This window comes from Cryptosporangium phraense (assembly GCF_006912135.1).
Classification (GTDB): Bacteria; Actinomycetota; Actinomycetes; order Mycobacteriales; family Cryptosporangiaceae; genus Cryptosporangium; species Cryptosporangium phraense.
On sequence record NZ_VIRS01000050.1, the window covers coordinates 1 to 19,529 of the forward strand.

14 protein-coding genes and 1 pseudogene are annotated in these 19,529 nt (G+C 72.9%); 12 read left to right on the forward strand and 3 right to left on the reverse strand.

What is annotated here, in order from left to right; translation table 11 throughout:
• The 4 genes and pseudogenes from FL583_RS40615 to FL583_RS37080 form a co-directional block, all read left to right on the forward strand.
• A pseudogene (locus tag FL583_RS40615) lies at positions 1-383 on the forward strand (hypothetical protein); the annotation flags it as partial.
• Positions 384-525: 142 nt separating this feature from the next.
• Entirely contained in the window at positions 526-2,505 is a 1,980-nt protein-coding gene (locus tag FL583_RS37070; RefSeq protein WP_142709591.1) for an ABC transporter, read from the forward strand.
• Positions 2,502-6,800, forward strand: a complete 4,299-nt coding sequence (locus FL583_RS42670) for a YfjP family GTPase (RefSeq protein ID WP_142709592.1) — start codon at positions 2,502-2,504, stop codon at positions 6,798-6,800. The genes FL583_RS37070 and FL583_RS42670 overlap by 4 nt, the downstream gene beginning before the upstream one ends.
• 90 nt (positions 6,801-6,890) lie before the next feature.
• Positions 6,891-7,358, forward strand: coding sequence for a Dps family protein (locus FL583_RS37080; RefSeq protein WP_142709593.1), 468 nt, complete (start codon positions 6,891-6,893; stop codon positions 7,356-7,358).
• A gap of 54 nt (positions 7,359-7,412) precedes the next feature.
• Here the strand turns inward: FL583_RS37080 and FL583_RS37085 are convergent, their stop codons facing one another.
• A complete protein-coding gene (locus FL583_RS37085) occupies positions 7,413-7,973 on the reverse strand; it encodes a TetR/AcrR family transcriptional regulator (protein ID WP_142709594.1) in 561 nt (186 codons plus the stop codon).
• Positions 7,966-8,931, reverse strand: a complete 966-nt coding sequence (locus FL583_RS42750) for a class I SAM-dependent methyltransferase (protein WP_142709595.1) — start codon at positions 8,929-8,931, stop codon at positions 7,966-7,968. Before FL583_RS42750 ends, FL583_RS37085 begins: the two co-directional genes overlap by 8 nt.
• Positions 8,932-8,988: 57 nt before the next feature.
• Between FL583_RS42750 and FL583_RS37095 the strand changes: the two genes are divergently transcribed.
• The 8 genes from FL583_RS37095 (at position 8,989) to FL583_RS37130 (ending at position 19,224) form a co-directional block, all read left to right on the forward strand.
• Positions 8,989-9,828, forward strand: a complete 840-nt coding sequence (locus FL583_RS37095; protein WP_142709596.1) for a phosphoribosylaminoimidazolesuccinocarboxamide synthase — start codon at positions 8,989-8,991, stop codon at positions 9,826-9,828.
• A 5-nt stretch (positions 9,829-9,833) separates the two neighbouring features.
• Positions 9,834-10,475 (forward strand): DsbA family oxidoreductase, encoded by a 642-nt coding sequence (locus FL583_RS37100; RefSeq protein WP_142709597.1) that lies wholly within the window; start codon positions 9,834-9,836, stop codon positions 10,473-10,475.
• A gap of 65 nt (positions 10,476-10,540) precedes the next feature.
• On the forward strand, positions 10,541-10,951 hold the full coding sequence (locus FL583_RS37105; protein ID WP_142709598.1) for a hypothetical protein: 411 nt from the start codon (positions 10,541-10,543) through the stop codon (positions 10,949-10,951).
• A gap of 943 nt (positions 10,952-11,894) precedes the next feature.
• Positions 11,895-13,040 carry a pyruvate dehydrogenase (acetyl-transferring) E1 component subunit alpha gene (gene pdhA, locus FL583_RS37110; protein ID WP_142709599.1) on the forward strand — a complete coding sequence of 382 codons (1,146 nt, stop codon included), beginning with the start codon at positions 11,895-11,897 and terminating at the stop codon, positions 13,038-13,040.
• Positions 13,037-14,020: an alpha-ketoacid dehydrogenase subunit beta gene (locus tag FL583_RS37115; protein ID WP_142709600.1), complete on the forward strand. Its 984-nt coding sequence runs from the start codon at positions 13,037-13,039 to the stop codon at positions 14,018-14,020. Before pdhA ends, FL583_RS37115 begins: the two co-directional genes overlap by 4 nt.
• A 1-nt stretch (position 14,021) precedes the next feature.
• Positions 14,022-15,596, forward strand: coding sequence for a dihydrolipoamide acetyltransferase family protein (locus FL583_RS37120; RefSeq protein WP_142709601.1), 1,575 nt, complete (start codon positions 14,022-14,024; stop codon positions 15,594-15,596).
• A 475-nt stretch (positions 15,597-16,071) separates the two neighbouring features.
• The gene (locus tag FL583_RS42675; protein ID WP_170324068.1) at positions 16,072-17,352 is read left to right on the forward strand and encodes an LppU/SCO3897 family protein; all 1,281 of its coding nucleotides are present in this window, start codon (positions 16,072-16,074) and stop codon (positions 17,350-17,352) included.
• Between the two features lie 24 nt (positions 17,353-17,376).
• Positions 17,377-19,224, forward strand: coding sequence for an NHL domain-containing thioredoxin family protein (locus tag FL583_RS37130; RefSeq protein ID WP_142709602.1), 1,848 nt, complete (start codon positions 17,377-17,379; stop codon positions 19,222-19,224).
• Between the two features lie 49 nt (positions 19,225-19,273).
• Here FL583_RS37130 and FL583_RS37135 read toward each other — a convergent pair whose 3' ends face one another.
• Positions 19,274-19,507, reverse strand: coding sequence for a DUF6458 family protein (locus tag FL583_RS37135; protein WP_142709603.1), 234 nt, complete (start codon positions 19,505-19,507; stop codon positions 19,274-19,276).
• Positions 19,508-19,529: the final 22 nt, after the last annotated feature.

The window sequence follows — 19,529 nt, forward strand, 5'->3', positions numbered from 1 at the left end:
CGAGCGCCTCGGCCCCCGCGCCCGCCGTGGGCCGGGCCGCCGCTCCGGCGGTCGCGTCGGCACCGGCCGCGCCGGGAAAGCCGAAGCCCGCGCGGAAGGGTTCCGCGAAGAAGGCGCCCGACCTCACGGTCACGATCGGTCACCACGAGGGTCTGTGGACGATCTCCGCGTCCCGCGGCGCCCGCGTGCTCATCAAGCCGACGCCGATCCGGGCCGCCGACGCGCTGCGCATGGTGAGCCAGCTCGACTCGCCGGGCGTCACCGAGGCGGTCGACGACATCGTCGCCGCGGCCCGCGCCGAGGCCGAAGAGCAGGCCGAACGCCTTCGCCGCGAGCTGGCCGAGGTCGAGGCGGCGCTGGCCGACCTCACCGACGACGAGTAGGCCTCGCGCCCGGGTCACGGCTTCGTACCACGACAGCGTTAGTCGGCTCCGACGAGCCTCTCGACGGTAGTCTCCGAGCGGATACGTCGAGTGGGGTCGGCGCAGGTAATCGGTCCGGGGTAAGCGGAGAGGCAGAACTCGCGTGACGACGGACGGGGGTGTTCGTGCCACGTCGTGGCCCACTACGCCCGAAAAGAGCGGTCTGCCCGCCCGGGCAGCCGCGCCGACGCCTCCGAGGCAACTGGTCATCGGCTTAGAGGCGCTCCGGGTCGCGCTGGCCGACACCCGCTTCGAGCTGCCGCTACGCGGTGCCGACGACGCCGTCGGCACCGCGTCGAGCCTCGCCTCGCAGATCGAGGACTACCTGATCCCCCGGCTCAGCCGCCCGGAGACCCCGCCGCTGCTGGTCATCGGGGGCTCCACCGGCGGCGGCAAGTCGACGTTGCTGAACACGCTCGTCGGCGAGCCGGTCAGCCCGGCCGGCGTACTGCGCCCGACGACCCGTTCCCCGGTGCTGGTCTGCCACCCGGACGACTTCGGCACGTTCCTCATCGGCGGCCCGCTGCCGTCGCTACCGCGCTCGGCCGACGGCCGGCGCGGCTCGATCCGCGTCCTGGAGTCCGACGCGGTACCGCGCGGTCTGGCGCTGGTCGACGCGCCCGACGTCGACTCGGTCGAGTCCGAAAATCGCCAGCTCGCGGGCCGGCTGCTGGCCGCCGCCGACCTGTGGATCTTCGTGACCACCGCGGCCCGCTACGCCGACGCGCTGCCCTGGGACCTGCTGCGGGCCGCCGTGGCCCGAGGCGCCTCGGTCGCGGTCGTGCTCTCCCGGGTCAACCACCTGGCCCACGCGACGGTCAGCACCCACCTGCGCGAACTCCTGCGCGACGAGGGGCTGGGCGCCGCACCGCTGTTCGTCATCGAGCAGTCGACGCTCGACGAGCGCGGGCTGCTGGCGGAGCAGGCCGTCCGCTCGTTGCGGATGTGGACCACCCGGCTGTCCGAGACGCCCGCGCAGCGCCTGCGCATCGTCCGCCAGACGCTGACCGGTGCGCTGGCCTCGATCAGCGACCGGGTCGACGTCCTCGCCGACGCCACCCGGGCCCAGCGGGAGACCGTGGCGACGCTCCGCTCGAGCATCGGCTCGATCTTCTCGGCCGCGGACGCCAAGCTGCGCTCGGGCATCGCCGACGGCGTCCTGTTCCGCGGTGACGTCGTCGGCCGGTGGCAGGAGTACGCGGGCAACGGCGGGCTGGCCGCGATCCTGGAGGCGCGCTCGGGCAAGGGCAGCGGAACGCTGACCGGCCAGTCGTCGATCCGCGCCTCCCGGGTCCGGGCCGGGCTGGTCGGCGGGGTCGTGCGGCTGTTCACGTCGGTCGCCGACGAGGCCGCCGCCGAGCTGCTCGGTGGCTGGCGGAAGACCCCACCCGGCACCGCGGCGGCCGAGCCGCTGGGCGATCGGGCGTCGACCGACGCGGCGAAGAACGCGGAAGAGGCGGCGCGCGCCTGGCTGGACGGGATCGACGGCTCGGCCGGAGCCGGCCCGGCCGGCGGGGGTGGGCGCCGCGCGGCGGCGTTGCCGATCGCGATCGCGGCCGCGTTGGAGGATGGCACGCTTCCGGTCGGCCGCGAGGTCGACATCGCCGGCGGCACGGTCACGCTCTCGGCCGAGCTGCTGGCCGAGGTCTTCGAGGACGACGAGGTGCGCGCCGCCGCTCACGTCGCCAGGGCCGATCTTCTCGGGCGGCTGAGCGCCGCACTCGCTGCTGAGCAGCGTCGCTATACGGCTCGGCTGGACCAGCTCGAACCCGCGGCGGGCACCGTCGACCGCCTGCGTGACGCCGTGCGGCACATCGATCGCCACCGCGGCGAGGTGGCGGCCCTGTTCGCCGAGCCCGCGCCGACGGGGCCGTCAGGCCCCTCGGAATCGTCGGAGCCTCCGGCGGAGACGACGAACGCGCTGGCGTCGATGCTGGCCACGCTGCCGGAGCCGAACCTCGACCTGCGACCGGGGGCATCGGCCGACGACGGGCCTGTGGATGAGGCACCCGCACAAAAGGGAGAAGCGGCTACCGTCGAGTCCGTGACCACCGAAGTCCCGGCGCCGGAGGAGGGCCGATGAGCCGACCGTCCGCCGGGCCGCCGGTGTTAGCGGGCGACGGAGCTCCGTCGATCGCCGCGCGCCTCACCTCGCTCGAACGCGTGATGGGCGTGGTCGACGGCCGCGTCGACGACTCGTACCTGCGCTCGGCCCGTGACGTCACCCGCCAGATCACCGAACGGCTCTCGCTGTCCCCGGCGCACACGGTCGTCGCGCTGGCCGGCGCCACCGGCAGCGGCAAGTCGTCGCTGTTCAACGCGCTCGCCGGGCTCGACCTGTCCGAGGTCGGGGTACGGCGTCCGGTCACCAACGCCCCGCACGCGTGCGTCTGGGGGCCCGACGGCGCCGGTCCGCTGCTCGACTGGCTGAGCATTCCGTACGACAACCGCACGGCCCGCGAGAGTGCTCTCGACGCCGACACCCAGCACGAGATGCGCGGCCTGGTCCTGCTCGACCTACCCGACCACGACTCGACGCAGCTCGCGCACCGGCTCGAGGTCGATCGGCTGGTCGAGCTCGTCGATCTGCTGGTCTGGGTGCTCGACCCGCAGAAGTACGCCGACGAGGCCATCCACTCCCGCTACCTGCGGCGGCTGTCCCGGCACGCGGGTGTCACGGTCGTGGTGCTCAACCAGGTCGACCTGCTCAGCACCGCCGACACCGAGGCCTGCCTGTCCGACGTCCGCCGCCTGCTCGACGCCGACGGGTTGCGCGGTGTTCCGCTGGTTCCGCTCTCCGCGCTGCGCGGCGACGGCATGTCCGAGCTGAAGAACCGCATCACGGCGACGGTGTCGACCCGCCAGGCCGCTCTGCGTCGCCTGGCCGCCGACCTCGACGGGGTCGCCGACGAGCTGGCGCCGCTGGCCGGTCCCGAGGTCCGCGAAGACGTCGACCGCAGCGCGGCGAAGCGTCTGTACACGACGCTGGCCGAGGCCGCAGGCGTCACCGCGGTCGGTGAGGCGGTGGAGCGCGGGTACAGGTACTCGGCGAACCGCAGCCTCGGGTGGCCGCTGATCCACTGGTTCGGCCGGGCCAAGGCCGATCCGCTGGCCCCGCTGCGTGACAACGCGGGCAAGGGTCACCGGCGCAGCGGCGCGCGCCCGGCGGTGCTGCACCCGGTGCAGCGTCCGCAGGTGGAGGAGGCGCTGCGCGACCTCGCGGAGGACGCCACCGCTCCCCTGCCCGAGCCGTGGCCCAAGCTGGTGCACCAGGCCGCGAGATCGGAGCTCGACAGCCTCCCCGATGCGCTCGACCGAGCGGTGGCCGGCGCCGACCTCGGCCTGTCCCGTCGGCCGGGCTGGTGGTGGCTGTATCGCGGAGTGCAGTACCTCGCGGTGCTGGCCCTGCTCGCGGGCGTCGCCTGGACGCTGGGGCTCGGGATCGCGGCCGCTGTGAGCGGGGGCGACTCGCGCTCCGGTTCGCTGGTGGCGCCGGTCGGATTGTTGCTGGCCGGGCTGCTGCTGGGCCCGATCCTGCACGTCGTCGGCCTGGTGCTGGCGAGGCGCGGAGCGAGGGCCGCGAGGGTGCGGGCCGAGCAGGCCGTGCTCGAGGCGGTGACGCCGGTTGCCCGCGAGCGGGTGCTGGCCCCGGTGCGCGCGGAACTCAGCGCGTACGCGCGCGTCCGTGACGCGTTGGTCGACCTGGGCGTGCCGGTTCCTCGAGGTGGGTCGGCCCGTCCGTCTACCGACCTGCCGGTGGGCGAGCTGCCGTTTTCGGACGTGTCGCCGACGGGTCTCGAAGGTGCGGGCGAGGTCGGTCCTCTTAAGCCGAGAGAAGTGGGAGGTCTGGGGCCGTTGCCGTCTGCCACCAACTACCCCGACCCGTTCCAGCCTCGGCCGACGGATCCCGGCCGCTCAGACGCCCCGGGTCAGCCCCGACCCGCGGATTCGGGGGCGCCGCCCCGGCGGCTCGACAGCCCGTTCCAAGCCCGCACCGAGGTGCCGCGATCCGGCGCCTTCGAGGCGCCTGCCACCGAGCCTGTGGTGCGGCCGCACGGGGGCGTCTCACCGCTGGGTGCGGCCGGCGGGCCGGCCGGGCCTCGGCCGGATGCGGCCGGGTCTCGGCCGGATGCGGCCGGGTCTCGGCCGGATGCGGCCGGTGGGTCGGCCGGGTCTCGGCCAGCGGTGGCCGGTGGGCCGGAGCAGGTCGGCTCGGCGGCCTCGACCGACAGCTGGTTCGAGCCGTCGGCCGAGCGGCAGGCGAGCGCGACCCCGCCGCCCGACATCGCGGCCGCGCGGGCACTGCGCCCGTTCGCCCTCGACCGAGCCACCCCGCCCGACCAGCCGTCGCCGGGGGGCGGTGCAGTCGGCACTCCGCCGCCGCTGGGCACCCGGCCGGTGGAGGCAACCCCAGGGCCGTCGGCATCCCAGCCCGACGCCTCGAACTGGTCGCAGTTCGCGGCCGCCTGGCAGCCGTCGCCCCTGCGGGACGGAACGCCCCCGGTCGCCGACGTCGACCTGCGCCCGTCGGCCGGCTCACCGCCCCCACCGCCGGCGACCGCGCCGACCTGGCCAGGCTCGCCAGCGGCCCCGTCAGGCAGCGCCCCGTTACCCCCGAACTGGCCGAGCACCCCCTCGACCCCGGGGAATCCCACGCACCCGCAAACGCTGGGCGCCTCCGCCGCTCCGGGCGCGGCTGGCGGACCCGGCGCTCCCAGTGCTGCTGGCGGCCCCGGCGCAGTTGGTGCCCCCGGTGCCCCGAGCGCTGCTGGCACGCTCGGCGCTTCCGGCGCCCCGGCTTCCGGCACCCAGGCGCCCGGCAACCCAGCGCCCGGCAACCAGGCGCCCGGCAACCCGGCGCCCGGCAACCCAGCGCCCGGTAACCCAGCGCCCGGCAACCCAGCGCCCGGCAACCAGGCGACCTGGTCCGACCTCCGCTCCACCAGGCCGGGCACCCGCCCAGCCCAGCCGGCCGAGACCCGACTTCCGCAAGCGGGCAGCACCGCGCCGGGCGCCGGCCTGACTCGGCCGACCGGGGCCCGTCTTCCGCAGGAGGGCGCTGCCGCCCCGGGCACCGGGCCGGGCCCTACGGCCGCGACCCGGCCCGGGCAGTCGACTCCTGCTGGCTCCGCGTGGCCCACCCCCGCGCCGACCCCGCCGGGCGGCCGGGCCGATTGGCTCGGATCCGCGATTCCGCCGGCTGAGCCTCCGCGGCCGGCGCGGCCCCGAGGCGCGGGCACGCCCGCGACCCCTCCGCCCGTCACCCCGCGGCCCGGACAAGCCCCCGCGCCCGGGCGAGCTCCCGCTCCTGGACAAGCTCCCGGGCTCGGACAGGCTTTCCCGGCCGGGCAGACGCCCCTGCCTAGGGCGACTTCGCCGTCAGGCCCGGCCAGCTCGGAACCATGGTCGGCTCGCGCATCGCGGGGCGCGGGCACGCCCGCGACTCCGCCGCACAGCCAGACCTCGCTGCCCGGCCAGACCTCGCCGTCCGGGCAAGCCTTGCCGTCCGGCCAGACCTCGCCGTCCGGGCAAGCCTCGCCGTCCGGCCAGACCTCGCCGTCCGGGCACCCCTCGCCGTCCGGCCAGACCTCGCCGTCCGGGCAGCCCTCGCCGTCCGGGCAGCCCTCGCCGTCCGGCCAGACCTCGCCGTCCGGGCAAGCCTCGCCGTCAACCCGGCCGTCCGCGCAGAATTCGGCGTCGGGGGGGCCGGACGAGCGGCCGGCTCGGGCATCGCGGGGGCGCCGCCCCGGCGGGAACCTCCCGCCGGCCCCGCCGCCCCGCCCGGCCGTGGAGGCCGACCCCGAAATCGCCTGGGAACGCACCCGCCACGCTGCCCGCCCCTCGCCGTTCGCGTCCACGACCCCACCGCCCCCTCCGGCCGGGACGGCAGCGACCTCTCCGGCCGGGACGAACCCAGCTGGCGGGTCCACCGCGAAAGCCGAGCCGTCGCCGATCAACCCCAGCTCCGCCCCGGGCCGGGACGAGAACAAGGCCCCTGCGAGCACCGACTCAGAACTCGACACCGGCCGCAAAGGCCTGCGTGGGCTCTTCGGCCGCCGCAAGGAGTCCGCCGATGTCGTCGACCGGTGGTGGGCCGGTGAGGACGACGGCGAAGACCCCTTCGGCCGCCCACCGGCCCGCGACAAGACATCCCGCGACGACTCCCCCGGCCGTCTGCCCGCCCGCGACGACACCCCCGGGCGCCGGCCCGCGCGCGACGACAGCCCCGATCGCGAGGACAGCTTCGGTTGGCCGGCCGCGCGCGACGATGCCTTCGGGCGCCCGCCGACGCGCGACGACGCCTCCGATCGGCCGCCGGCCCGCGACGAGGACGACAACGACACCCGTCCCCGCCCCCGCGTCCCAGGTCAGCGCTGACCCCTGTGACGTAGGAGCTAGTTTTCCGCCCACCTCACCGGACACCCCTCCCTCGACAGAACCCAGAGGACCCCCAGGGAGGGATTCGACATGAGCACGCGCTCCACCGCCCTCGACGAAACCGTCCGCGCCGAGGTCGGGCACGTCCTCGAAGGCGTCGCGATCGACCTCATCGCACTCTCGCTCAACCTCAAGCAGGCGCACTGGCACGTCCACGGAGCCACGTTCAAGCAGGTCCACGAGCAGCTCGACGAGGTGCTCGCCGACGTACGGACGTACTCCGACGACGCCGCCGAGCGGGCGATCGCTCTCGAGGTGAGCATCGACGGGCGCCCGGCCGCCGTGGCGAAGTCCGCCGTGGCCGACTTCCGCACCGGGTGGCTCGACGCTCTCGAAGCCGTTGCGCTCGTTGCCGACGAGGTCGGCGCCGTGGCCGGCCGGGCCCGCTCCACGCTGCCGACGCTCGAAGAGAAAGACCCGATCTCCCACGACCTCGTGGTCCAGATCGTCGACGGCCTCGAGAAGCACCTCTGGATGCTCCGAGCCCAGACCCGCTAACCCCCACTCCCCCGATACCGAGACCGCCGCTCACCCGCGGCGGCCTCGGCCACCTCAAGGACCTCCAAAAACCCCGGAATCCCCGGGATTCAACCGATCCAGCACCCCCCGCACCGCCTCCACGAACGCGCCGTTGTCGAGCGACTCGTCCCACGCCGTCTGCACCAGCAGCCCTTGATAGACCGCGATCAACACCCGCACCAACGCGTCCGACCCCACGACCTCGGCCGCCGAACGGCGGGCCGCGTCCACTCCCTCGCGCGCGAGCGCGCGAATCTCCGGAGACCGGACCGACTCCGCCCACACCTGAAGCGCCAGCCCCGGGTCCGGCCCGGCCGGAGTACCCAACTCACGCAGCAACCCCAGGTAGCTCTCGGTCGCGTCCCCGGCTTGCAGAGCCACCGCACGATGCGCGTGCCACTCCCGGACGATCTCCTCGATCATCTCGTCCTTGCTGCTGAAGTACCGGTAGACCAGCCCGGCGCTCACCCCGCACTCGCGCACGATGTCGCTCATCGACGTGCGGTGAAACCCCTGCCGGGCGAAGCACGCGGCCGCCGCGTCCAGGATCTGTTGCCTCCGCGCGGCCAGATGCTCGTCGCTGACCTTAGGCACCGACGACCTCCGCTCGGGCGACCCGGTAGAACGCAGCGGTCGGTTCCGACCGGCCGTACCGGGCGGCCGCGTCCCGGGTCGACAGGTCGTCCAGCAATCGCAGCCCCCTGGCCGACAGGTACGACGGCAACTCGGCCGGGTCGAAGCCGAACGTCCACGGCTCCCCGACCGCCGAGACCGCACCCCGCCATGTCTCGACGTCATCAGGATCCCCGGAGAGCACCGCCCGGTCGACGTACGTGAAGATCACCTCGCTCCCCAGCGGGACCAGAGAAACGACGACCCGCACCGTCGAGTCGACCGCCGCCTCCGTGAGGTAGTTCGTCACGCCCTCCCAGATCACGACCGTCCGCACGTTGGGGTCGAACCCCGCCCGCGTCAGCGCCGCGCCCAGGTCGTCGCGCAGGAAATCGACCGGCACGAACACCACTCGACCCCGCAGCACCCGCTGCTTCACCGCCTGCGTCGCCGGGTGATCCACCTCGAACACGGTCGCGTCGGCCAGCGCAGGCAGCCGATGCGCCCGACTGTCGAACCCCGCCCCGAGCACCAGCACCTGCAACGCCCCACCCCCAGCGCCAACCCCAACCCCGTCCCCGGCCTCTGGCCCAACCCCAACCCCGGCCCCGTCCCCGGCCTCTGGCCCAACCCCGGCCCCGGCCTCTGGCCCGGCCCCGGCCCGGGATCCGGACCCAAACTCACCCACCCAGTCATCGATCAACCGCGTCCGCACCACCGCCGACCCCCGCGGCCCACTCGGCCACCGCGAATCGATGTACCTCTCCAACCGCCGCCCCACCGGCGCCACCTTCGCCGCCAGAGCGGCAACCCGATACCCGCCCCCCAAAAACCGCACCGCGTACGGATCGACGAACAACCGCTCCGACGGCGACCGCGCCGACTCCAGCGCCCGGAACAGAGCGACCTGCACAGCCGTACGACTTCCACCCGAATCCATGCCGCCACCATAAATGAATGAACGTCCATTTTTCTAAACAACCACTACCCTGACCCCGTGGAGCTTCTTCATTCCGGCAAGGTGCGTGACGTCTACCTGGACGGCGAGGACCTGATCCTGGTCGCCTCCGACCGGGTCTCGGTCTACGACGTCGTGCTCCCGACCCCGATCCCCGACAAGGGCGCGGTCCTCACCCAGCTCTCGCTGTGGTGGTTCGAGCAGCTGGCGGACGTGGTCCCGAACCACGTCGTCAACACCGACGTGCCGGCCGAGTGGGCGGGCCGGGCGATCCGGTGCCAGCGGCTACGGATGGCGCCGGTCGAGTGCGTCGCCCGCGGCTACCTCACCGGCGGCGGGCTCGCCGAGTATCGCCAGACCGGCACGGTCTCGGGCATCACCCTGCCCGAGGGCCTCGTCGACGGCGACCAGCTCCCCGAACCGATCTTCACCCCGTCCACCAAGGCCGAGGTCGGCCACGACGAGCCGATCTCGTACGACGAGGTCGAGCGCCTCGTGGGCGAAAAAGCAGCCCACGAGCTCAAGACCCTCACCCTCGAGATCTATCGCCGCGGCGCCGAACTCGCCGCCGAGCGCGGCATCATCGTCGCCGACACGAAGGTCGAGTTCGGCTGGGCTCCGGACGGCACGCTCGTCCTCGCCGACGAGGTCCTGACGTCGGACTCCTCCCGCTTCTGGCCGGCCGACGAGTACGAGCCCGGCCGCCCGCAGCGCTCGTACGACAAACAGTTCGTCCGCGACTGGGCGACCAGCACCGGCTGGAACAAGCAGCCGCCGGCCCCCGAGATCCCCGACGAGGTCGTCAAGGCCACCCAAGCTCGTTATTTCGAGGGTTACGAACGCCTCACCGGCAAAGTCTGGCCGAGCGAGCAACGATAGGCGTCATGCGCGTTGACATCTGGTCGGACATCGACTGCCCCTGGTGCTACGTCGGAAAGCGGCGGTTCGAGAACGCCCTGGCCGGCTTCGAACACCGGGACGACGTCGAAGTCGTCTACCACTCGTTCGAACTCGACCCGAGCGCCCCGACCGACAAGACCACCCCGGTCACCGAACTGCTGAAGGCCAAGTTCGGCATGCCCCAGGCCCAGGTCGAGGCGGCCGAAGCCAAGCTCGAGGGCCTGGCCGCGGCCGAGGGCCTCGGCTACGACCACAACCGGCACGCCGGCAACACGTTCGACTTCCACCGCCTGGCGCACTGGGCCGCCGCGCAGGGCAAGCAGCAGCAGCTGCTCGACCACGCCTACGCGGTGCACTTCGGCGAGGCGAAGTCGGTCCACAGCACCGACGCCCTGGTGGAACTGGCCGCCGACGCCGGCCTCGATCCCGCCGAGGCCCGGAAGATCCTGGAAGACCCGGCAAGCTACGCCGACGAGGTCCGCCAAGACGAACAGCAGGCCCAACAGCTCGGCATCTCCGGCGTCCCGTTCTACGTCCTCGACATGCGGTACGGCGTCTCCGGCGCCCAGCCGACCGAGGTGTTCGCCGAGGCGCTCGCGAAGGCGTACGAACCCGCGTCACGATAGTGAGCACGAAACGGACATGAGTGTCTCTCTTGCCCTAATTCAGCACCAAGGGTCAAGGTTTACTCATGGACGCGCAGCTGGTGGCGACGTTGCACCGGGTCGCGGCCGCGGGTGGCTCGGCCATCGTCGCGGCCGCGGCCACGGAGAGCTGGGCTGCGGTCAAGGCCCGGTTCGTCGAGGTGCTCGGGCACGGCCACCGCGGACGTGAAGAGGTCCAGGCCGAGCTGCTCGAGGAGACCAACCAGGCGATCGGGCACGCCCCGGCCGGGCTGGTCGACCAGATCACCCACGACCAGGAGAGCCGCGCCCAGCAACTCCTGCTGCAGGCGATGCTCGTCGACCCGTCGGTCTCCGAAGACCTGCAGAAACTGATCGAGGAGCTGAATCCTCCTCCGGAGGATCCCCCGGAGGAGGAACCGCCGGCCGAGCAGGTGTCAGTCCTCCGCCCGCGCATCCTCGGCGCCCCCTGGGCTTGAGGTGGGCGTAGGCGACGGACCGGCGGTCGGGCTCGTCGTCGGGCTCACCGACGGGCTCGCGGACGGAGTCTCCGACGAGTCGGGTACGGCGGCGTCCGACCGGTCCGACCCCTCCCCAGGGGACGCCGGTCCAGCCGGCGTCGTCGCCGCACCCCACTCGTCGGGCTCCGCCGTCTCCGCCGCCTCCGCCGTCGATGAAGACGACGAAGACGATGACGACGGAGACGACGGAGACGAGAACGACGGCGACGGCAGGCGCCAGGGCGGCCGAGGCGACGGCGCCACATACGGACGTCGAGCCTCGTCCTCCGACCACCCGAACGCCGACGCCCGAGACGGCGTAGCCGAACCGGCCTGCCCGCCCGGCCCACCCCCCGCAGCCGGCGGCAGACTCCCCGGCCGGGCGGGTGCGATCGTCACCAGATCCGCCCCGGCGTTCGCCACGACGAGCAGCGCCGCCGTGGACCCCGTCGCCAACACACACAACGCGGCCAGCCCACCCCAGGTCGCCCGCCGCCGAGGAGACTGCCGACGAGGAGACCGCCGACGGGAACGAGACCGTCGCATCGCCCGCCCTCCCCGTCGTCGCGTCCCGGCGACCGGCGCCTCGCCCCCGCCGCCGTGCTGACGACTTCATCGTCCGACGACACCCCCGCCGGGAGCGATCCTGACGCCCCCGGCGTTCGCCCAGGCTCCGCTGCCCGATCGGACGACGGCACCGGAAGCGTCAACAATCGTCGATCGCGACAGCTAACGGCCGGTCGCACTGTGGGTTTCCGACAGACATGAGCAGGCATCGGTCTGACATGCTGGCGACGAGGGCCACCGACGCCCTCGCCGTCAGACCCCGGTGTCCCCCGCGCCACCCCTGCGAGCGGCATCGGCAGCGATTCACCGTCGGTGCGGCAATCCCGCGCCGGAGTGCACGAGCGAGGAGATCGGCATGACCGAATCCGTCCCCGAGCGGGGCTTCGTTCAACTGCTCACCCCTGAGGGCGAACGGGTCCACGACACCGACTACGACGTCGAACTCAGCGACGACGAATACCGCGGCTTCTTCCGCGACCTGGTCCTGGTGCGTCGCGTCGACGCCGAGGCCACCGCACTCCAGCGCCAGGGCCAGCTGGGCCTGTGGGCCTCGCTGCTCGGTCAGGAGGCCGCGCAGATCGGCTCCGGACGCGCGCTGCGCCCGCAAGACATGGCCTTCCCCACCTACCGCGAGCACGGCGTCGCCTGGTGCCGGGGCGTCGACCCGCTGCACGCGCTGCGGATGTTCCGGGGCGTCGACCTGGGTGCGGCCGATCCGCACGAGCACAACTTCGCGATGTACGCGATCGTGATCGGCGCCCAGTGCCTGCACGCGACCGGTTACGCGATGGGCGTCCAGAAGGACGGCCGGGTCGGCAACGGCGACGGCGAGGCCGTGATCGCCTACCTCGGCGACGGCGCGACCAGCCAGGGTGACGTCAACGAGGCGTTCGTGTGGGCGGCCGCGTTCGCCGCACCGGTCGTGTTCTTCTGCCAGAACAACCAGTACGCGATCTCGGCGCCGACCGACCGGCAGACCCGGGTGCCGCTCTACCGGCGGGCGGCCGGTTTCGGCTTTCCCGGCGTCCGGGTCGACGGCAACGACGTGCTGGCCACCTACGCGGTCACCCGTCGCGCTCTCGACGACGCCCGCCACGGACAGGGCCCGGCGTTCATCGAGGCGTTCACCTACCGGATGGGCGCGCACACGACGTCCGACGACCCGACCCGCTACCGCATCGCCGCGGAGCTCGAGGAGTGGCGGCTGCGCGACCCGATCGAGCGCCTCCGCTCGTTCCTCGTCCGTCAGCAGCTGGCCGGCCCGGACTTCTTCGACGAGATCGACGCCGAGGCCGACGAGCTCGCCGCCCGGGTGAGAAAGGGCTGCCTCGAGCTGCCCGATCCCGCCCCCGAGACCATCTTCGACCACGTCTACGCCAACCCCACCGCACCGCTCGAGGCCCAGCGCGAAACCTTCCGCGCCTATTCCTCGGAATTCCTAGCTTCTGGCGACGAAACCGAGCGGAGTACCGTCCCCCGCCGGGAAGGGAGCCGTCGATGACGTCGATGACGCTGGCCAAGGCGCTGAACGCCGGTCTGCGCAGCGCGCTGGACACCGATTCGAAGACGCTGATCATGGGGGAGGACGTCGGCCGTCTAGGGGGCGTCTTCCGGGTTACCGACGGTCTACAAAAAGACTTCGGTGAGCACCGAGTAATCGATACACCTCTGGCCGAATCGGGCATCATCGGCACCGCGATCGGGCTGGCGATGCGCGGCTACCGGCCGATCTGCGAGATCCAGTTCGACGGGTTCGTCTACCCGGCGTACGACCAGATCGTCAGCCAGCTCGCCAAGATCCACTACCGCTCGCACGGCCAGGTGAAGCTGCCGGTCGTCATCCGGATCCCGTTCGGCGGCGGTATCGGCGCGGTCGAGCACCACAGCGAGTCGCCCGAGGCGTACTTCGTCCACACCGCCGGGCTCAAGGTCGTGACCTGCTCGAACCCGGCCGACGGGTTCACGATGATCCAGCAGGCGGTCGCGTCCGACGACCCGGTGATCTTCTTCGAGCCCAAGCGCCGGTACTGGGAGAAGGGCGAGGTCTCCGAGGAGGCCCCCGCCGAAGACTGGTACCCGCTGCACTCGGCGAGGGTCGTGCGTCCGGGCTCCGACGCCACGTTGGTCGGTTACGGACCGATGGTCCGCACGATGCTCGAGAGCGCCGAGGCCGCGGCCGAGGACGGGCGCGACCTCGAGGTCATCGACCTGCGGACGCTCTCCCCGCTCGATCTGGAGCCGGTGTACGCGTCGGTGGAGCGCACCGGGCGGCTGATCGTCGTCCACGAGGCGCCGGGGACGCTGGGGATGGGGTCGGAGATCGCGGCCCGGGTGACCGAGCGGTGCTTCTACTCGCTGGAGGCCCCGGTGCTGCGGGTGACCGGATACGACACGCCTTATCCGCCGGCCCGGCTGGAAGACGAGTACCTGCCCGACCTGGACCGGGTGCTGGATGCCGTCGACCGCTCGTTCGGGTTCTGAGATGGCTGAGATCCGCACGTTCGACCTGCCCGACCTGGGCGAAGGGCTCACCGAGGGCGAGATTCTGCGGTGGTTCGTGGCTCCCGGGGAGACGGTCGCGCTCAACCAGCCGATCGTCGAGGTGGAGACCGCGAAGGCCGCGGTCGAGATCCCGTCCCCGTTCGCCGGGGTCGTGACGACCCTCCACGGCGAGGAGGGCGCCACCCTCGAGGTGGGCTCGCCCCTCATCGCGATCGACACCGCCCCCGGCTCGTCCGATGCCACTACGGACGCTACGGCCGCGGGCGAAACTGCCATCACCGGCGACGCCGCCCTGGCCGCGCCCCCGGCCGGAGCCGACGTGGTGGCGGCGTCCGCCGGCGACCAACCCGGCGAGGGCGGGCGGACGCCGGTGCTCGTGGGGTACGGGCCTCGCACCGGGGCGGCTCGGCGGCGACCTCGGCGGGCCACGCCGACCCCGGAGCCGGAACCCGCGGTCGGCGGCGCCGGCCTCGTCGGCGACCAGGCCGAGCCCGCACCCGACACCACGCTCCCGCTGCTCCCGACCATCCCGGACGCGCTGGCCTCGGGCGTCAAACCCGTGCGCCACGGCGGCCTCGAGATGGGCCGGGCCGCGGAACGAGCCGCCCAGGCGGCCGGCCCGACCACTGCGTTCCCGACGAGTACCGGCCCGGAGCCCCACCCCGCGACGGCGACCCGGCCCCGGGCGAAACCGCCGGTCCGCAAGCTCGCCCGCGACCTCGGCGTCGACCTCACCGCGATACCGGCCACCGGCCCCAACGGCACGGTGAGCCGCGACGACGTGACTCGCGCAGCGTCGGCCGGAACGTCCGAAACGGCAGTGGCCGGAGCCGCGCCGGACGCGCGGGAGCAGCGGATACCGGTCCGCGGCGTGCGAAAGCTGACCGCCGAGGCGATGGTGGCGAGCGTCGCGACGGCGCCGCACGTCACCGAGTGGCTCACGGTCGACGTGACCCGGACGCTCCGCGCGGTCCGGCGGCTGCGCGAGAACCCGGCGTTCGCGGACGTCCGGGTGAACCCGATGCTGCTGATCGCGAAGGCGGTCACGCTGGCCGTGGGCCGGCACCCGGAGGTCAACTCGACCTGGGTCGACGGTCCCGACGGCACCGCCGAGATCGTGGTCAAGGACTACGTCAATCTGGGTATCGCGGCCGCGACCCCGCGTGGGCTGCTGGTCCCGAACGTCAAGGACGCCGATCGACTGGGTCTTCCCGAGCTGGCCGCGGCGCTCGATCAGCTGGTAGCGGTGGCCAAGGCCGGCCGCACGCCCCCGGCCGACCTGGCCGGCGGGACGATCACGATCACGAACGTCGGCGTGTTCGGCGTGGACGCCGGGACGCCGATCCTGAACCCGGGCGAGGCGGCGATCCTCTGCGTGGGGCAGATCGCCGAGCGGCCGTGGGTACACCGGGGTGTCGTGAAGCCGCGTTCGGTGTGTCAGCTCGCGCTGTCCTTCGACCATCGGATCGTCGACGGCGAGGGCGGCTCGAAGTTCCTCGCCGACGTCGGGCGGTTCCTCGAGGACCCGGAGGGCGTCGCGCTCGCCTGGTCGTAATTTTCCCTCACCGCGCCCCGCTCTCGTCCGATGACGAGGGCGGGGCGCGGTGCGTTCGGCCGACGGTCAAGTGGGGCGTCTCACCGATAAATCGATGGAATATTCGAGGCTACTGGCGCATTATTGAAGGCGTTAAGCTTCGAACAGCGACGGAAAGAAGGCGATTCCCGTGTCCACGTTGGCCCAGCGGCTCCGTGAGCGGCGTACTGCGCACCGTCGTGCCCGGGCCCTGGAGAGGGTTCTGGCACGGGTGCCGGAAGGCACGATGCGCGACGAGATCCTGGTGATTGCTAGCCGGCAGTTCTGAGCCGCAGCAGCATCCCGAGCCCGGTGCCGAGAGGCGCCGGGCTCTTTCTTTCTCAGCGAATTCACCGGCCGGACGAAACGGGAGTTGCGGTGTTCGTACCCTGTCACCGGTTGACCCGATAGCGTCCGGGTCTCGGACCGTATCCGCACCGGTGGAGGAGTCGTCGCGATGACCGAGGGCACTCGCCCGCCTGAGCCGTCGTCACCTTCGGAGCCCGACTCGAAGGCGCCGGCCGCGCCGACGTCTGGTGCTCCGACGTCCGGGCCGCCGCCCGCGCCCGACGACTCCGAGGCCACGCAGGTCATCAAGACGCCGTCGGGGCCGTCGGACGACACCACCGAGACGGTCCAGATCTCCCAGCCGCCGACTCCGGACCGCCCCACCTCGGGCGTTCCCGGCCCGACGCCCGGCCCGACGCACCCGACGTCCGGGGCGCCCACGCCAGGCGCGCCGACCTCCGGCGCGCCGGCCGCCGCGGGGACGCACCCGGTGTCCGACCCACCCACCTCGGCCCCGCCGACCACCCCCATCCCCACGTCGGCCCCGCCCCAGCCCACGTCGGCCCCGCCCCAGCCGACCTCCGCGCCGCCGCGCCCCACCTCCGCGCCGCCGCAGCCGACCTCGGCACCACCGCGTCCTACCTCGGCCCCGCCGACCGCCGCGTACCCTTCGTCCGGCCCGCCGCACCCCACGTCCGGCCCGCCGCGTCCGACCTCCGCGCCGCCGCAGCCGCCGATTCCGGGCTCGCCGCCCCCGGCGACCCCGGGCACTCACCAGCAGCCCACCAGCGGCGCCGGCCCGGCCTGGGCACCCCCGACCGGCACCCCGTACGGCGGCGGCTACGTCCCACCCGCCCAGGCCTACGGCTCCGCCCCCACCGCACCCCCCGGCCCCGCCGGAACCCCCGGCCCCGCCGCCTCCGGCAGCTTCGCCGCCCCGGGCACCCAACCCCCCGGCACCCAACCCCCCGGCACCCCGCCAGGCCCCGGCACCCCGACCGCCCCGGGCGCTCCCGGAACCCCCGGATGGGCCCCCACCGGCCCTCAGGGCCCCCAGGGGCCCCTCCCGGGCGCCCAGCCAGGCCAGTACCCCCAAACCGCACCCCAGGCCCCCCAGGGCCCCAAGAAGCCCTGGTACACCCGCGGCCCGATCATCGCCGCGCTGATCGGCGCGGTCGTCGTCCTGATCCTCTGCGTCGGCGGCGCCTTCTGGGCCGCGGACTCCGTCGTAGGCAGCGACTACTCCACCGGCAAGTGCATCAAGCGCGAGGCCTCCGGCGACAAGGACCGCGCGGTGCCGGTCGACTGCAACAGCGACGGCGCCTACCAGATCATCGACCGCGTCAACGACACCACGAAGGTCGAAGACGGCTCCTGCCCACCCGACACCACCGACGCCTTCGTCAACTTCAAGGACGAGTACGTCCTCTGCCTCCGCAAGCAGGACTGATCCTCGACCAGGCAAACTAACGGCGTGACAAGCACAAACTTCCGGGTCCGAGCCCCCGAGCTCCAGGGCCGGGGCTGGCTCAACACGGGCGGCCAGAGCCTCTCCCTGCACGACCTCAAAGGCCGAATCGTCCTGCTCGACTTCTGGACGTTCTGCTGCATCAACTGCCTGCACGTCATCGACGAGCTCCGCCCGGTGGAGGAGGAGTTCGGCGACGCGCTCGTCGTGGTCGGCGTCCACTCGCCGAAGTTCGAGCACGAGCGCGACCCCGAGGCACTGAAGGCGGCCGTCGAGCGCTACGACGTCCCGCACGCCGTGCTCGACGACCCCGAGCTGCTCACCTGGCAGCAGTACGCGGCCCGCGCCTGGCCGACGCTCGCGGTCGTCGACCCGGAGGGCTACCTGGTCGCCTCGATGTCCGGCGAGGGGCACTCCGAGGGCCTCCGCCGGATCGTCCGCGAGCTGATCGAGAAGCACACCGCCAAGGGCACGCTGAACACGAGCGGAACGCTCCCCGAGAAGGAAGCCCGCGAAGACACCGAGCTCCGCTTCCCCGGCAAGATCGCGCTCCTGCCGAACGACAACTTCCTGGTCAGCGACAGCGCCCACCACTCGCTCGTCGAACTCGACCAGGATGGCGAGACCGTCCTGCGCCGGATCGGCGACGGCACCAGGGGCGCCCGGGACGGAGAGAATCCCCAGTTCTCCGAGCCCCAGGGCGTCTGCGTCCTGCCGTCCGAAGTGGCGACAACGGTCGGGTACGACGTCCTCGTCGCGGACACGGTCAACCACAAACTGCGCGCGCTGAACCTGGAGACCGGACGAACCACGACCGTCGCCGGAACCGGCGAGGTCTGGCGCGGAGCGCCGGGCGACCCGGTCGACATCCCCGAAGACCCGCGGGAGGCCCGCCTCTCCAGCCCGTGGGACCTCGCCTGGTACGACGGCCGGGTCATCGTCGCGATGGCCGGCACCCACCAGCTCTGGTCGTACGACCCGGTCGCGAACCACCTCGAGGTCTACGCGGGCACCACGGTCGAGTCGCTCCGCGACGGCCCCAAGGCGCAGGCCTGGTTCGCCCAGCCCTCGGGCCTGGCCGCCGACGGCAGCAAGCTCTGGATCGCCGACTCCGAGAGCTCCGCGCTCCGCTGGATCGAGAACGGCGAGGTGCACACCGCCGTCGGCAAGGGCCTGTTCGACTTCGGCGCGATGGACGGCAAGGCCGACGAGGCGCTGTTCCAGCACCCGCTCGGGGTGGCCGTGCTGCCGAACGGATCGATCGCGGTCTGCGACACGTACAACAACGCGATCCGCCGCTACGACCCGGTCACCGACGAGGTGTCCACTCTGGCGATGAACGTGGCCGAGCCGTCCGGCGCGGTCGTCGCCGACGGGACGCTGGTCGTCGTCGAGTCGGCCGCGCACCGGGTGACCCGGCCGGTTCCGCCGGGCGAGTCGCAGCAGATCACCGGTACCCGGCACCGCACGAAGCGGCCGCCGGTCGAGCTCAGCCCCGGCCCGGTCCAGGTGACGATCGTCTTTGAGGCCCCGGCCGGCCAGAAACTCGACGACCGCTACGGCCCGTCGACCCGCCTGGAGATCTCGGCCAATCCGTCGAACGTCCTCCGGGGCGGCGAGGGCGTCACCACCGACCTCGAGCGCCGGATCGTCCTCGCGAAGGAGAGCGACGAGGAGGAGCCCTCGGAAGAGGGCGACGGCGTACTGCAGGTGAGCGCGCACGCGGCCAGCTGCGATGTGGAGGGACCGAACCCGGCCTGCCACCTCAGCCGGCAGGACTGGGGGATCCCGATCCGCATCGTCCCCGGTGCCCCGTCGGAGCTGGTGCTGATGCTCCGCGGCGAGAGCCTCTGACGAACGCGAAAGCCCCCGGCCGCACGGCGGTCGGGGGCTTCCGGAGTTCTCACAGCGGCGGAGGCGGCTGCGTCGGGTCGTCGGTGTAGATGCGCTCGCGCGTCGTCGTACTCGCGCGCTTGCGCGGACCCCAGTAGAAGACGCTGATCAGGATGCCCACCACCCCGATGAACATCAGGATCCAACCGATCACCTGAAGGTCGATGCCCTGCAGGTCGACCGTGACGGCGAAGGCAAGAATTGCGCCCAGGGCGATGAGGAAGAGCCCCGCGCCGATACCCATGTCGACCTCCCGGTCGTGTACG

What these genes read in the sequence shown, in the direction of transcription:
- FL583_RS37115 (WP_142709600.1), top strand. Translation starts at nt 13,037, where the DNA reads ATGACGTCGATGACGCTGGCCAAGGCGCTGAACGCCGGTCTGCGCAGC.
- FL583_RS42675 (WP_170324068.1), top strand. Translation starts at nt 16,072, where the DNA reads ATGACCGAGGGCACTCGCCCGCCTGAGCCGTCGTCACCTTCGGAGCCC.
- FL583_RS42670 (WP_142709592.1), top strand. Translation starts at nt 2,502, where the DNA reads ATGAGCCGACCGTCCGCCGGGCCGCCGGTGTTAGCGGGCGACGGAGCT.
- FL583_RS37135 (WP_142709603.1), bottom strand. Translation starts at nt 19,507, where the DNA reads ATGGGTATCGGCGCGGGGCTCTTCCTCATCGCCCTGGGCGCAATTCTT.
- pdhA (WP_142709599.1), top strand. Translation starts at nt 11,895, where the DNA reads ATGACCGAATCCGTCCCCGAGCGGGGCTTCGTTCAACTGCTCACCCCT.
- FL583_RS37120 (WP_142709601.1), top strand. Translation starts at nt 14,022, where the DNA reads ATGGCTGAGATCCGCACGTTCGACCTGCCCGACCTGGGCGAAGGGCTC.
- FL583_RS37105 (WP_142709598.1), top strand. Translation starts at nt 10,541, where the DNA reads ATGGACGCGCAGCTGGTGGCGACGTTGCACCGGGTCGCGGCCGCGGGT.
- FL583_RS42750 (WP_142709595.1), bottom strand. Translation starts at nt 8,931, where the DNA reads ATGGATTCGGGTGGAAGTCGTACGGCTGTGCAGGTCGCTCTGTTCCGG.
- FL583_RS37100 (WP_142709597.1), top strand. Translation starts at nt 9,834, where the DNA reads ATGCGCGTTGACATCTGGTCGGACATCGACTGCCCCTGGTGCTACGTC.
- FL583_RS37080 (WP_142709593.1), top strand. Translation starts at nt 6,891, where the DNA reads ATGAGCACGCGCTCCACCGCCCTCGACGAAACCGTCCGCGCCGAGGTC.